Origin of the sequence: Enterobacter cloacae complex sp. 302F9 (assembly GCF_050030335.1) — a bacterium.
Lineage (GTDB): Bacteria > Pseudomonadota > Gammaproteobacteria > Enterobacterales > Enterobacteriaceae > Enterobacter > Enterobacter hormaechei_C.
Genome location: NZ_JBLGUC010000001.1, coordinates 451,562 through 464,917, shown reverse-complemented (window position 1 = coordinate 464,917; position 13,356 = coordinate 451,562). Strand labels below are relative to the sequence as shown.

Sequence of the window (13,356 nt, the reverse complement as noted above, 5' to 3'; positions counted from 1 at the left end):
GCCAGATAGTTAGCGGCTAATTTATTTGACAGACGGGGCGAAAAAGCGGAGATCCAGGAGCGGTCGCCGGATGGCGCTGCGCTTATCCGGCCTACGGGTTTCCCCGCAGGCCAGCAGTCACGAAGATTATGCGTCGAACGGGTCGCGCAGGATCATCGTTTCAGTACGATCCGGGCCGGTAGAAATAATATCGATCGGCACTTCGGTCAGTTCTTCAATGCGCTTGATGTAGTCCAGCGCGGCTTTAGGCAGGCCACTACGCTCTTTCACACCAAAGGTAGTCTCAGACCAGCCCGGCATGGTTTCGTAGATTGGCTCAATGCCTTCCCAGTCGTCAGCAGCCAGCGGAGTGGTGGTCACTTCGCGGCCATCAGGCATACGGTAGCCTACGCAGATTTTCACTTCTTTCAGGCCGTCCAGTACGTCCAGCTTGGTCAGGCAGAAGCCAGACAGGGAGTTGATCTGCACTGCGCGACGTACGGCAACGGCGTCCAGCCAGCCGGTACGACGACGACGACCGGTGGTCGCGCCAAACTCGTTACCCTGCTTGCAGAGGAACTCGCCGGTCTCATCAAACAGTTCGGTCGGGAACGGACCCGCACCCACGCGAGTGGAGTACGCTTTGATAATGCCCAGAACGTAATCGACATAACGCGGGCCCAGGCCGGAGCCGGTTGCCACGCCACCCGCGGTGGTGTTAGAGGACGTTACGTACGGATAGGTACCGTGGTCGATGTCCAGCAGCGTACCCTGCGCACCTTCAAACATGACGAAATCGCCACGCTTGCGCGCCTGGTCCAGCAGATCGGACACATCAACAACCATACCGGTCAGAATATCAGCAATCGCCATGACGTCATCCAGCACTTTCTGGTAGTCAACGGCTTCGGCTTTGTAGAAGTTCACCAGCTGGAAGTTGTGATATTCCATCACTTCTTTCAGTTTTTCAGCGAAGGTCGCTTTGTCGAAGAGGTCACCCACGCGCAGACCGCGACGAGCCACTTTATCTTCGTAAGCGGGGCCGATACCACGACCGGTGGTGCCGATCGCTTTCGCGCCACGCGCTTTTTCACGCGCCACGTCCAGCGCCACATGATAATCCAGGATCAGCGGGCAGGCTTCGGAGAGCAGCAGACGCTCACGAACAGGGATACCACGGTCTTCCAGACCTTTCATCTCTTTCATCAGCGCAGCGGGAGACAGCACAACGCCGTTACCGATGATGCTGGTGACGTTTTCGCGAAGAATGCCTGATGGAATAAGATGGAGGACGGTTTTTTCACCGTTGATTACGAGAGTATGGCCCGCGTTGTGACCGCCCTGGTAGCGTACAACATATTTGGCCCGTTCAGTCAGAAGATCAACAATCTTCCCTTTACCTTCGTCACCCCATTGGGTGCCCAGTACGACGACGTTGTTACCCATTTTTTCAAAATCACCGTTTGCTTAAAAATGGATTCTACCATCGCTTTTTCAGATATACAGCACTTTTTGACCCTAAAATATGCCAATTGCGGTTAGTTTTTGATCAGCCAATCGTTTTCCTCAACATGTAGTAGATAACGATACCGGCAACCACAAGACCACCGCCAAAACGACGCAAAATATTGTCCGGGAGTTGGCTCATTGTCGCGATCATCCGGCGCCATGCGCGCGGATAGAGCATCGGGCCGAGGCCTTCCAACACCAAAACAAGGGCCAGTGCGAGCCAGATCGTGGAGTTCATTTTTCATCCTTATAAAAGAAAACCACCGCTCCGTGAAGAGCGGTGGTTTGAATACTCAAACGAGCCTGAGTTTATCGCGTTGCGTTGGTCGGCGTCTTCATATAACGGAAGAAATCGCTGTCCGGGCTGAGCACCATCACATCCTGGTTGCTCTTGAAGCTATTCTCGTAAGCGCGAAGGCTACGGATGAAGGCGTAGAAGTCTGGATCCTGGCTGAATGCATCAGCAAAAAGTTTAGCCGCTTCGGCATCACCTTCACCGCGCAAGATACGACCCTGGCGCTCAGATTCCGCCAGCGTCTTGGTGACTTCATAGTCCGCTGCCGCGCGCAGTTTTTCCGCTTCTTCCTGACCCTGTGAACGGTGACGACGGGCTACCGCTTCACGCTCGGCGCGCATACGGTTGTAGATCGCCTCGGACACTTCCGCCGGCAGGTTGATCTGTTTGATGCGCACATCAACCACTTCGATGCCCAGCGCCGCCATACTGTTCGGGTTGATCACCGGCACTTTACCGTTGGTTTCAGCCTGAACACGTTCAGCCGCTTTGGCAATCGCATCGTCTGCCGCCGGGGTTTCAACTTCATCCTCGGTGCCCGCAGAGCCGGAGTTCAGCGCATCACGCACTTCCAGCGTCAGACGACCACGGGAGTCGGTCACAATGTCTTTCACATCCAGACGACCAATTTCAGAACGCAGACGGTCAGAGAACTTACGTTTCAGCAGCACTTCTGCCTGAGAAACGTCGCCACCCCCGGTTGCCAGGAAGTAGCGGCTGAAATCGCTGATGCGCCATTTGATATAGGAATCAACGATCAGGTCTTTCTTCTCTTTAGTCACGAAACGATCGGCCTGGTTATCCATGGTCTGGATACGCGCATCGAGCGTTTTCACTGACTGAATGAACGGGATCTTAAAGTGCAGACCCGGCTCATAAATCACCGGACGCTTGTCGCCGTCACGCACGACGCTGCTGAACTGGAACTTGATCCCACGTTCGCCCTCTTTCACCACAAAGATGGAGGTGTAGAGCACGACCAGTACGATGATGATGATCGCAATAACTGACTTACGCATCCTTATTCCCCCTGACGCTGGTAGTCGTTACGCTGCGCGTTAGCACGGCGTTGGTCCATAATGTCACCATCGTTCGAAGAAGGCGTTGTGTTCGCGCTGGCGCTGCCAGACGAGGCCGGTGGCAGACGCAGCAGGTTGTTCGCACCGCTGTTGTCTTTTGCTGCCGGTGCAGAACCGCCTTTCAGCATCTGATCCAGCGGCAGGACCATCAGGTTTCCGCCTTTGTTGTCGTTAACCAGCACTTTACGCGTATGGCTCAGCACTTTTTCCATGGTCTCGATATAGAGACGCTCACGGGTAATTTCCGGCGCGGCTTTATATTCCGGCAGGATCTTCGCGAAGCGAGCCACTTCACCCTGTGCTTCCAGGATGGTCTGGGTCTTATACGCACGCGCTTCTTCCAGAATACGCTGCGCCTGACCGTTTGCACGCGGCTGAACTTCGTTGGTGTACGCTTCCGCTTCACGGATGTACTGCTGTTCGTTTTCACGCGCGGCAATCGCATCGTCAAACGCGGCTTTCACCTCTTCCGGCGGACGTGCAGCCTGGAAGTTGACGTCCAGCAGGGTGATACCCATGTTGTACGGACGGATGGTCTCTTCCAGCTCACGCTGGGTATCGCTACGAATAACGGTACGACCTTCGGTCAGGATACGGTCCATGGTGTATTTACCGATCACGCCACGCAGGGCGCTGTCGGTCGCCTGACGCAGGCTGTCATCGGCGCTGGTCACGCTAAACAGATAACGTTCCGGATCGGTCACGCGGTACTGTACGTTCATCTCAACGCGCACCACGTTCTCGTCAGAGGTCAACATCACGCCAGAGGCGGCCAGTTCACGGACGGACTCCACGTTAACCGCGGTCACGTCATCAATGAAGGTCGGCTTCCAGTTCAGGCCCGGTTCAACCAGATGGCTGAACTTACCGAAACGGGTGACCACGCCGCGTTCTGCTTCTTTAATGGTGTAGAACCCGCTGGCTGCCCAGATGATTACCACCGCAGCGGCGACAATGCCCACCACGCGGCCACCCATTGGCGGGCGCGGACTCTGAGTGGAATTGCCACCCGAGCCAGAACCTTTTCCTCCGCCAAGGCCACCAAGCTTTTTGCTCAGTTTGCGGAAGATATCATCCAGATCCGGCGGCCCCTGCTCGCGACCACCTTTGTTGCCATTTCCCCCAGAGTTGCCGCCTTGATTATTGCTGCTTCCCCACGGGTCGCGGTCTTGTCCGTTATTACCGGGCTGATTCCACGCCATGTATATGCTCCATATTTGTTATGCAAGGGCGAATTTTTCAGGCTTCCCCTTTCTGATCAGACGATATAGTCCGCCAGCGCAGGTTCTTGTTTACAGAGGCGACGCCAGTCAACGATCGGCATACGCACCTGCATCCCCACGCTGCCGTCATCCTCCATCCACTCTTTTTCTATCGCCTGAAGCTGATAAAACCGGCTGCGCAGCCTGCCTTCCTGTGGCGGCAGTCGCAGCGTGTGCTGAGCTACCTCACCGGAAAGACGTTCTGTCAAAGCCTGGAAAAGCAGTGGCACACCAATCCCGGCCTGAGCAGACAGCCAGACCCGAATCGGTTTGTTCTCTTCGTCTCGGTCGATACGCGGTTCGAAATCGTCCAGCATATCGATCTTGTTCATCACCAACAGGGTGGGAATTTCGTGGGCGTCGATCTCTTCGAGCACCACGTTCACCGCGTCGATGTTCTCCTGCACGCGTACGTCAGCCGCATCAATCACATGCAGCAGCAGGGTCGCCTGACGCGTCTCCTGCAACGTCGCTTTAAACGCCGCGACCAGATCGTGCGGCAGATGGCGGATAAACCCTACGGTATCCGCCAGCACCGTTTCACCCACGTCTGCGACGTCAATACGGCGCAGGGTTGGGTCCAGGGTCGCAAACAGCTGGTCTGCGGCATACACCTGGGCCTCGGTTATCTGGTTAAACAGGGTGGATTTACCGGCGTTGGTATAACCCACCAGCGACACCGTTGGGATATCGGCTTTCGTTCGCGCCCGACGCCCCTGTTCGCGCTGTTTCTCTACACGTTCCAGACGTGAAAGGATCTGGGTTATACGCCCACGCAGCAAACGGCGGTCGGTTTCGAGCTGGGTTTCACCCGGGCCGCGCAAACCAATCCCGCCTTTTTGTCTTTCAAGGTGTGTCCAGCCACGCACCAGACGCGTCGCCAGATGGCGCAACTGCGCCAGCTCAACCTGCAACTTACCCTCGTGGGTACGCGCACGCTGAGCAAAAATATCTAAGATCAACCCCGTGCGATCGATTACACGGCATACGCAGAGAGCTTCCAGGTTACGTTCCTGAGCCGGAGACAGCGCATGATCAAACAGCACAACGGATGCGCCGGTTGCTTTTACGGCATCCGCAATTTCAACTGCTTTACCTTCACCAACAAAGTACTTCGGGTGCGGCGCTTTACGGCTACCGGTAATCACCTGCATTGCTTCGACACCGGCGGAAGAGACCAGAGATTCAAACTCCTGGAGGTCTTCCATATCTTTGTCTTGCGAAAAATAGATGTGTACCAGCACCGCCTGCTCACCGGCGTCATAACGGTCAAACAAGCGTAAACCTCTCTAAAAAGATCAGCGGGGAACGCAGGATCCCTGGCTCCCCGTGTGGATAACAGCCCAAAACCTTATTCGGTTTCTTCGCTGTCCTGCGCTGGTGTTGAAGAACCCTGCGCGTTGCTGCCGTGATGGTAGTTACTGCCAGTGCCGCCGCCAGCGTTATTGCTGTGATGAGATACCGGACGGGACGGAACAACAGTAGAAATCGCGTGCTTATAGACCATCTGGCTGACCGTGTTTTTCAACAGGATCACGAACTGATCGAAAGACTCAATCTGACCTTGCAGCTTAATACCATTCACCAAATAAATAGAAACTGGAACACGCTCCCGACGCAATGCGTTCAGGAACGGATCTTGTAAAGATTGCCCCTTAGCCATTCTATCTTTTCCTTATATGCTTGTTTTGTACTTAGAACCTTGCGATTCTGAAAAATTGCGCACGATACGGCTTAATTGTACACATTCAGTCAGCGATATCACCAATAACCTCAATCACTTCGTTTAACGCCTGTTGTGGTTTTTCACTGTCTAACCAGTGAACACCCTCCCAACCGCGTAACCAGGTGATCTGGCGCTTCGCTAACTGTCTCGTGGCGCAAACACCTCGATAAACCATTTCATCGTATGAAATCTCACCTTCAAGATACGACCACATCTGGCGGTATCCCACACAACGAATGGAAGGCATGTCCGTATGCAAATCTCCACGGGCAAAAAGCGCCCGCACTTCTGCTTCAAAATCTGAAGCCAACATCTGATGAAAACGCTGCTCAATTCGTTGATGGAGCAGTTCACGGCTCGCCGGGGCGATGGCGAACTGATGCACCTGATACGGCAGAGCGTCTCCTGACGTTTGCGTCAGTTCCGTTAAAGTTTTACCCGAAATGAAAAAAACTTCCAGTGCCCGGGAAAGCCTTTGCGGATCGTTTGGGTGGATCCGCGCTGCGGCAACTGGATCAATCTCTTCCAGTTGCCTGTGCAAAGCGTCCCACCCCTGCTCTGCCGCCTGCCGCTCAATCTTCGCTCTCACTTCCGGATCGGCCGATGGCAGAGGCGATAACCCCTCCAGCAGCGCCTTAAAGTAGAGCATCGTGCCGCCAACTAACAGCGGTATGCGTCCCGCGGCGGTAATCTCGGCCATCTCGGCTAAGGCGTCGCGGCGAAAATCTGCCGCGGAGTAAGCCTGTGCCGGGTCGAGAATATCCAGTAAACGGTGCGGTGCCGCACGCAGTTCGTCTGCGTTGGGCTTCGCCGTGCCGATGTCCATCCCTCGGTAGATGAGGGCTGAATCAACGCTAATCAACTCTACTGGCAAAACTTTACGTAACTCAATGGCTAACGCCGTTTTACCGGAGGCCGTTGGCCCCATTAAAAAAATCGCCTTTGGCAGGCTCGCCTTACTTACATCAGTCATGTTTCAGGGCGGTCATCGCCGTTTGTAAATCAACAGGTTGTAACAAACCACCTGGAGGCGCTTTCACCAGCTGTGGACAGAGGCGCTCCACCTCCGCCAGAACGGTAATCGCCTGCGCCATACTCCACGGTGCATGCTCGCTGGCCAAATGGCGGGCGATCCACTGCGCGGTATCGGCGGCGTCAAACGTCGTTTGCTGCGCCAGGTAGCCTATCAGTTCAGGAATCAAGTTTTGTAAATTTTGTTGGCGTAAGGGTAAAGGCACTGCGCGAATTGTCACATGCTGCGCGTCCAGTACGATTTCAATCCCCATTTCGGCCAGTTGCGTCTGCACGCGCCGCAAAACCCCTGTTTCTTCAGGGGATATTTTCAGGCGAACGGGGATCAACAGCGGCTGCGCGCAGGCGGCATTCACCCCCGGGGTTAACTGCGCCTGTTTGAGCCAGCGCTCCGCCACGGAAAGCGCCAGCAACAGCAGTTTACCTTCGCGTTCAAGCAACGCCATGTCGGGAGCAATAATGGTCAATACCCGACCAAAACTCTGGCTATGCCCATCCAGAGAGGGGGTTGAAACCGTGATGTGCTCTTTATGCTCCACCGCCGGCGTATCCAGCAGTTTGCGGTACAGCGCCCCCTGCTGTTTGTGGTAGCCCGGCTGAGCGTTGGGATAGTTGGCACCGGTTGGTCGCGGCGCGTTGCCCACCGGGGATAAACGTGGAGCAGCCGGCTCGCGCGCTACCGCCGGTTCGGCAAAATGGTTACGCCCGGCCGCCACGCGGTTTTCCGGCAGTGGGCGCGGCGCGGGTTCTTCTTTTGCCAGCGGCAACTCTGGCTCTGCCTGCTGCTGCAATACAGCGGCAACGCCCTGGTAGATGAAATCATGCACCAGGCGCGACTGGTGGAAACGCACCTCGTGCTTGGCGGGGTGCACGTTAACGTCAACCTGGTGCGGGTCGATCTCCAGATAAAGCACAAAGGCGGGCTGTTGATCGGCGCCGAGCTTATCTTCGCAGGCCTGTCGAATAGCGTGGTTAATCAGGCGGTCGCGCATCATGCGGCCGTTGACGTAGCAATACTGAATTTCTGCGAACGCGGCGCTGCTGGCGTTCGGATCGGCAACCCAGCCGCGCAGGGCCAGATCGCCATGCTGCCACTCAATGGACAGCGCTTTTTCCAGAAACGGTGTGCCGCAGATGGCGCCCAACCGACGCTCCTTTTGTCCACCCTCCGCCACCGCGCGGTACTGGCGCATCACCTTACCGTTATGGCTGAGGTTGAGGGTGACATCAAAGCGCGCCAGCGCGATGCGGCGGATGATCTCGTCGATATGTCCGAATTCGGTCTTCTCGGTTCGCATAAACTTGCGCCGGGCGGGCGTGTTATAGAAGAGATCCAGCACTTCAAGCGTGGTGCCTAACGGATGCGCCGCAGGTTTAACCGTGACGTCCATATCACGCCCTTCGGCGTAGGCCTGCCAGGCTTCCTGCTGGTCGGCCGTGCGGGAGGTCAACGTTAAGCGGGAAACGGAGCTGATACTGGCCAGCGCTTCGCCGCGAAAACCCAGGCTGATAATCGCTTCCAGATCGTCAAGTGAGGCAATTTTACTGGTGGCATGACGCGCCAGCGCCAGCGCCAGCTCGTCCTTTTTGATGCCACAGCCGTTATCACGAATGCGGATAAGCTTTGCGCCCCCGCGTTCGATATCAATATCAATGCGGGTCGCCCCTGCATCGAGGCTGTTTTCCACCAGTTCCTTCACCACCGACGCAGGGCGTTCCACCACCTCACCGGCGGCGATTTGGTTCGCGAGCTGCGGCGGTAGAACCTGAATCGGCATGAACTCTCCTTAATTAGTCGCGGTCATCTCACCCGGCAGCGCGGCGCTTGCCGTCTGGGCGGCCCCGCCCTGCGGCGCAGACTGAAGCGGATGCGCGTCAAAGTATTTACGCAGACCGTTATAAATCGCTTCGGCAATTTGCTGCTGGTAGCTGTCGCTGCCCAACAGGCGCTCTTCGCCGTTGTTACTGATAAAGCCCGTCTCTACCAGAATCGACGGAATATCCGGCGAACGCAGGACACCGAGGCTTGCATGCTCAGGGCGACGCTTATGCAGCGATCCAATGCTTTGCAGCTGGCTCAGTACGTTAGTGGCGACATCATACCCGACGCGCTGAGAATGACCGAACTGTAAATCCAGCACCGCCTGGCTGAGATACGGATCGGCCTGGCTGTTTGCCAGCACATCGCCTGCCCCGCCTAACAGTTCAGACTGCTTCTCGTGCTCTTCAAGCCAGTTCGCCATTTCACTGTTGGCGCGACGGTTCGACAGCACCCATACCGACGCGCCGGTGGCGTTACGGTTCGGCGCAGCATCCGCGTGAATCGACACCAGGAAGTTGGCGTTTTGCTTACGCGCCACATCCGAGCGTCCCATCACTGAAATAAAGTAATCTCCGTCGCGGGTCATGACCCCTTTAAACATCGGATCGTCATTCAGAAGCGCACGCAGCTTACGGGCAATGGCGATAGTGACGTTTTTCTCCCGCGTGCCGCCCGGGCCAATCGCGCCAGGATCTTGCCCGCCGTGTCCGGCGTCGATGGCGATAATCACTTTGTCGCCACTGACCGGCGTACGCCGCGCGCTGACCGCCGGACGCGTCACCGTGTTGCTGCTGGTCACGGCGGTAAGTCGGTCATTTTGTGATTTAAACGGATTACGGGCTGGCTCAGACGGCCTTGGGGTATAAACCGGCGCCTCCACGCGTTTTGCTACAACAGGTGCAGGCGGTGGCGGGGGCGGAACATCAGCATTAATGGTAAAGACCACCGTATAATTGGCGCCGTTTTGCTGCTTAACCGCCTTCGTCTTGCCCTTTTCGGTGAGATCGACCACCAGACGCAGAGACTGCGCATCCTTCGGCGTCCCCGAACGGATGCTTTTCACCAGATTGTTGCCGCTGAACTGGAGCGGCAGCCCCTGGATCACCCCGGTCTGTTTAATATCGAGCGCCACGCTGCGGCTGTCGATTTGTGAGAAAGCATATTCAGGATCGCCCATAAAGCTGAACGTAATACGGGCCTGGCTATCGCCATTCGACACCTGAATATCCGAGAGGCTGGCCGCCCCGGCCTGCGCGCACAGCAGGACCGTGGCAGCCAGCACCCAACCTTTAACGCGATTAATCATCCCGTTATCCCTACGCTCAACCGGCTAAACGCGCCAGTAAGGAACAGCCTGATGAGGAAACCGCACTGATGCGCGCCTCACGCCCTTGTGCCTGGTAATCTAAGTGAATTTCGACATCCGGGTCAGGCAGCACACCCGCACCTTGTTGCGGCCACTCCACCAGGCAGATGGCGTCGTTGGCAAAGTAATCGCGGATCCCCATAAATTCCAGCTCCTCAGGATCCGCAAGACGATATAAATCAAAGTGGTACACCATGATATTTTCAAGCGTGTACGGTTCTACCAGCGTATAGGTCGGGCTTTTTACGTTCCCGTTATGGCCTAACGCCTGCAAAAAGCCACGGCTGAAGGTTGTTTTACCCGCGCCTAAATTACCATACAGATAAATGACGGTCGCCCCCTGACAGGCCTGCGCCACGCGCTTGCCGAGATCTAAAGTGGCTTGTTCATCAGGTAAAGGAATCGCTCGATTAGTCATTTTCTACGTCAATCACATCCGGGTTAACAACACGCCGCAGCGTGCAAAAAAGATCGGTGGCCAGCATACCGCGCGTTCCGTAACAAGCAGCCAGCCTGTCAGCCGCCGCACCGTGGGCCACGCAGCCGGCACAGGCTGCATCATAAAGGGGAAGTTTCTGTCCGAGCAATGCGCCAATGATGCCAGAGAGCACATCGCCCATGCCGCCGCTCGCCATGCCTGCATTACCGGCATCAACGATGCCCATCGCACCATCGCTGGCGATAACGGTCCCCGCCCCTTTCAAAACGGCAACACCTCCGTAACGTTTTACCAGACGTTGGGCTGAAAGTAAGCGATCGCTTTCAATTTCTGCCACGCTACAGTTAAGCAGCCGTGCGGCTTCGCCGGGGTGCGGCGTCAGAATGCGATTGTGACGCTTATCCGGGTTTATTGCCAGAAGGTTAAGCGCGTCGGCATCCCAGAGCATCGGTTTACGAAAATTCTCGGCCTTTTGCAGGGCCTGTTTACCCCACTCCTGCTGACCCAGGCCCGGACCAATGACCACCACGTCCGCCCACTCAAGACCCTCTTCAATCGCCTGCGGGGTAAGCTCGTGGACCATCAGCTCCGGCCGCGCGGTAATAATGGGCGGGATGTTTTCGCTGCGGGTCAGCACGCGTATTAATCCGGCGCCGCTGCGCAACGCGGCCTCTCCGGTCATACGAATCGCACCTGCCGTGCCGCGATCGCCGCCGATAATCAGCAGTCGGCCATGGTCGCCCTTATGGGACGTGGGACGGCGCGGCGGCAGCCACTGTGCAAGCAGGGAGGCATCAAAGCGGGTGATGTGGGTATCCTGTCCGGCCAGCCAGTTTTCCAGCCCCAGGGCGTTGTGGTGTAACGTGCCCACGACATCCCGCGCTTTACCGGTAAGCAAACCCGGCTTCAGGGCGATAAAAGTCACGGTGCGCGCCGCCTCAATCGACACGCCCGGCGTCACGCCGGTTTGTGCCATCAGGCCGGAGGGAATATCCAGCGCTACCACCGGGGCGGGGTGCGCATTAGCGCGCGTAATCAGCGCGGCGACGTCATCGCGAGGCGCGCGCATCAGTCCCGTCCCCAGCAGACCGTCAACAATCACGTCGACATCCTCGGGCCAGACGATATCAGGCGCATGAATAATGCCCCCCGCATTCAGCCAGGCCTCTCTCGCCATGCCCGCTTCTTCCGGTAACGGCTTGTCGCTCTCCAGCGCCAGCAGGGTGACGCGCAGCCCCGCCGCCACCGCAAGACGAGCCACCACATAACCATCGCCACCGTTATTGCCGTGTCCGCACAGGACTAGATAGTGCGAGGCATCCGGATAAGCCGTACGCGCCACGTTAAACGCCGCCTCGCCCGCGCGCTGCATCAGTTCGTAAAGGGTAATGCCCAGGCTATCTGCGGCCTCTTTCTCGGCCCGACGGAGGTCATCCGCATGCCAGATGGAATGTGGTATACTTGCGGGGTTTTTCTTCACAGTATGGTCCGTCATGTCACAGCCCCTCGATCTCAATGAATTAGCGCAAAAAATAAAACAGTGGGGTGCTGAACTGGGCTTCCAGAAGGTCGGTATTACTGACACCGACCTCTCTGCCAGTGAGCCTAAGCTCCAGGCATGGCTGGATAAACAATACCACGGCGAGATGGAGTGGATGGCGCGTCACGGTATGATGCGTGCCCGCCCCCACGAGCTGTTGCCGGGTACGCTGCGCGTTATTAGCGTACGCATGAACTATCTGCCTGCTAACGCGGACTTTGCGCGCACGCTAAAAAATCCTTCGCTGGGTTACGTCAGCCGATACGCGCTGGGGCGTGATTACCATAAACTTCTGCGCAACCGTCTAAAAAAGCTCGGGGAAACCATTCAGCAGCACTGTGTTTCGCTGAATTTTAGACCCTTTGTCGATTCTGCGCCTATTCTTGAGCGCCCGATCGCCGAAAAAGCCGGGCTTGGCTGGACAGGTAAGCACTCACTTATCTTAAGCCGCGACGCGGGCTCATTCTTTTTCCTGGGTGAACTGCTGATTGATTTACCCCTGCCGGTAGACGGTCCGGTGGAAGAAGGCTGTGGTCGCTGTGTGGCCTGTATGACCATCTGCCCAACGGGCGCGATTGTCGAACCGTATACCGTTGATGCGCGCCGCTGTATCTCTTATCTCACTATCGAGCTGGAAGGCGCCATTCCAGAGGAGTTTCGTCCGCTTATCGGCAACCGCATCTACGGCTGTGATGACTGCCAGCTGATTTGTCCGTGGAACCGTTATTCACAGTTGACGGATGAAGAAGACTTCAGTCCGCGCAAGGCGTTACATGCCCCGCAGTTGATCGAACTGTTCGCCTGGAGCGAAGCCTGGTTCCTGAAGGTGACGGAAGGTTCCGCCATACGTCGTATCGGCCACCTGCGCTGGCTGCGTAATGTGGCCGTTGCGCTGGGGAATGCCCCGTGGGATGAAGCAAATCTTCAGGCGCTCGAAAGCCGTAGAGGTGAGCACCCACTTCTTGATGAGCACATAGAATGGGCGATTGCGCAGCAAATTGAGAAGCGAAATGCCGGCGTGGTTGAAGTGCAGTTACCGAAGAAACAGCGTCTGGTCAGGGTGATTGAAAAAGGGCTGCCGCGGGATGTGTGATATATTCACAGCCTGTGAATAAAAATAAGAATTCAGGCGCCATCAGCTCTGGCAAACAGGTCAAGTGATCTCAATAACATTTTGAAATCAAATTTTCTTCATAAATTACAGTAAATTACGAAGATATTATTCACCCTGCTAACATTTCGTACAGCCTGGTTTATCACGGTTTCTGTGGATAACTCTGTTCACAAGAGTATTTCAGAGACAATAG

Annotated in this window: 12 protein-coding genes; 1 reads left to right on the top strand and 11 read right to left on the bottom strand. The window is 56.3% G+C overall.

Going from position 1 to position 13,356, the window contains the following annotated elements; genetic code table 11:
- Positions 1-126 precede the first annotated feature (126 nt).
- From ACQG0T_RS02245 to nnr, 11 genes are all read right to left on the bottom strand, one after another.
- The gene (locus ACQG0T_RS02245; RefSeq protein ID WP_003855997.1) at positions 127-1,425 is read right to left on the bottom strand and encodes an adenylosuccinate synthase; all 1,299 of its coding nucleotides are present in this window, start codon (positions 1,423-1,425) and stop codon (positions 127-129) included.
- A gap of 103 nt (positions 1,426-1,528) precedes the next feature.
- Complete coding sequence (locus ACQG0T_RS02240) at positions 1,529-1,726, bottom strand: DUF2065 domain-containing protein (protein ID WP_003855996.1); 198 nt, start codon at positions 1,724-1,726, stop codon at positions 1,529-1,531.
- Between the two features lie 71 nt (positions 1,727-1,797).
- Positions 1,798-2,802 (bottom strand): protease modulator HflC, encoded by a 1,005-nt coding sequence (gene hflC, locus ACQG0T_RS02235; RefSeq protein ID WP_003855994.1) that lies wholly within the window; start codon positions 2,800-2,802, stop codon positions 1,798-1,800.
- A 2-nt stretch (positions 2,803-2,804) separates the two neighbouring features.
- Positions 2,805-4,064, bottom strand: coding sequence for an FtsH protease activity modulator HflK (gene hflK, locus ACQG0T_RS02230; RefSeq protein ID WP_003855992.1), 1,260 nt, complete (start codon positions 4,062-4,064; stop codon positions 2,805-2,807).
- A 56-nt stretch (positions 4,065-4,120) separates the two neighbouring features.
- Entirely contained in the window at positions 4,121-5,401 is a 1,281-nt protein-coding gene (gene hflX / locus ACQG0T_RS02225; protein WP_426723740.1) for a ribosome rescue GTPase HflX, read from the bottom strand.
- Between the two features lie 74 nt (positions 5,402-5,475).
- Positions 5,476-5,787 carry an RNA chaperone Hfq gene (gene hfq, locus ACQG0T_RS02220; RefSeq protein ID WP_003855990.1) on the bottom strand — a complete coding sequence of 104 codons (312 nt, stop codon included), beginning with the start codon at positions 5,785-5,787 and terminating at the stop codon, positions 5,476-5,478.
- A gap of 85 nt (positions 5,788-5,872) precedes the next feature.
- On the bottom strand, positions 5,873-6,823 hold the full coding sequence (gene miaA, locus ACQG0T_RS02215) for a tRNA (adenosine(37)-N6)-dimethylallyltransferase MiaA (protein WP_017383956.1): 951 nt from the start codon (positions 6,821-6,823) through the stop codon (positions 5,873-5,875).
- Complete coding sequence (gene mutL, locus ACQG0T_RS02210; RefSeq protein ID WP_047735155.1) at positions 6,816-8,660, bottom strand: DNA mismatch repair endonuclease MutL; 1,845 nt, start codon at positions 8,658-8,660, stop codon at positions 6,816-6,818. Before mutL ends, miaA begins: the two co-directional genes overlap by 8 nt.
- A 9-nt stretch (positions 8,661-8,669) precedes the next feature.
- A complete protein-coding gene (gene amiB, locus ACQG0T_RS02205; RefSeq protein ID WP_023295800.1) occupies positions 8,670-10,010 on the bottom strand; it encodes an N-acetylmuramoyl-L-alanine amidase AmiB in 1,341 nt (446 codons plus the stop codon).
- A 16-nt stretch (positions 10,011-10,026) separates the two neighbouring features.
- The gene (gene tsaE / locus ACQG0T_RS02200) at positions 10,027-10,488 is read right to left on the bottom strand and encodes a tRNA (adenosine(37)-N6)-threonylcarbamoyltransferase complex ATPase subunit type 1 TsaE (protein ID WP_023295799.1); all 462 of its coding nucleotides are present in this window, start codon (positions 10,486-10,488) and stop codon (positions 10,027-10,029) included.
- The gene (gene nnr / locus ACQG0T_RS02195; RefSeq protein ID WP_032682227.1) at positions 10,481-12,004 is read right to left on the bottom strand and encodes a bifunctional ADP-dependent NAD(P)H-hydrate dehydratase/NAD(P)H-hydrate epimerase; all 1,524 of its coding nucleotides are present in this window, start codon (positions 12,002-12,004) and stop codon (positions 10,481-10,483) included. The genes tsaE and nnr overlap by 8 nt, the downstream gene beginning before the upstream one ends.
- Between nnr and queG the strand changes: the two genes are divergently transcribed.
- Positions 12,003-13,142 carry a tRNA epoxyqueuosine(34) reductase QueG gene (gene queG, locus ACQG0T_RS02190; RefSeq protein ID WP_023295797.1) on the top strand — a complete coding sequence of 380 codons (1,140 nt, stop codon included), beginning with the start codon at positions 12,003-12,005 and terminating at the stop codon, positions 13,140-13,142. The genes nnr and queG overlap by 2 nt on opposite strands.
- Positions 13,143-13,356 lie beyond the last annotated feature (214 nt).

Coding starts and splice junctions, on each gene's coding strand:
- ACQG0T_RS02245 (WP_003855997.1), bottom strand. CDS start 1,425: ATGGGTAACAACGTCGTCGTACTGGGCACCCAATGGGGTGACGAAGGT.
- ACQG0T_RS02240 (WP_003855996.1), bottom strand. CDS start 1,726: ATGAACTCCACGATCTGGCTCGCACTGGCCCTTGTTTTGGTGTTGGAA.
- hflC (WP_003855994.1), bottom strand. CDS start 2,802: ATGCGTAAGTCAGTTATTGCGATCATCATCATCGTACTGGTCGTGCTC.
- hflK (WP_003855992.1), bottom strand. CDS start 4,064: ATGGCGTGGAATCAGCCCGGTAATAACGGACAAGACCGCGACCCGTGG.
- hfq (WP_003855990.1), bottom strand. CDS start 5,787: ATGGCTAAGGGGCAATCTTTACAAGATCCGTTCCTGAACGCATTGCGT.
- miaA (WP_017383956.1), bottom strand. CDS start 6,823: ATGACTGATGTAAGTAAGGCGAGCCTGCCAAAGGCGATTTTTTTAATG.
- mutL (WP_047735155.1), bottom strand. CDS start 8,660: ATGCCGATTCAGGTTCTACCGCCGCAGCTCGCGAACCAAATCGCCGCC.
- amiB (WP_023295800.1), bottom strand. CDS start 10,010: ATGATTAATCGCGTTAAAGGTTGGGTGCTGGCTGCCACGGTCCTGCTG.
- tsaE (WP_023295799.1), bottom strand. CDS start 10,488: ATGACTAATCGAGCGATTCCTTTACCTGATGAACAAGCCACTTTAGAT.
- queG (WP_023295797.1), top strand. CDS start 12,003: ATGTCACAGCCCCTCGATCTCAATGAATTAGCGCAAAAAATAAAACAG.
- nnr (WP_032682227.1), bottom strand. CDS start 12,004: ATGACGGACCATACTGTGAAGAAAAACCCCGCAAGTATACCACATTCC.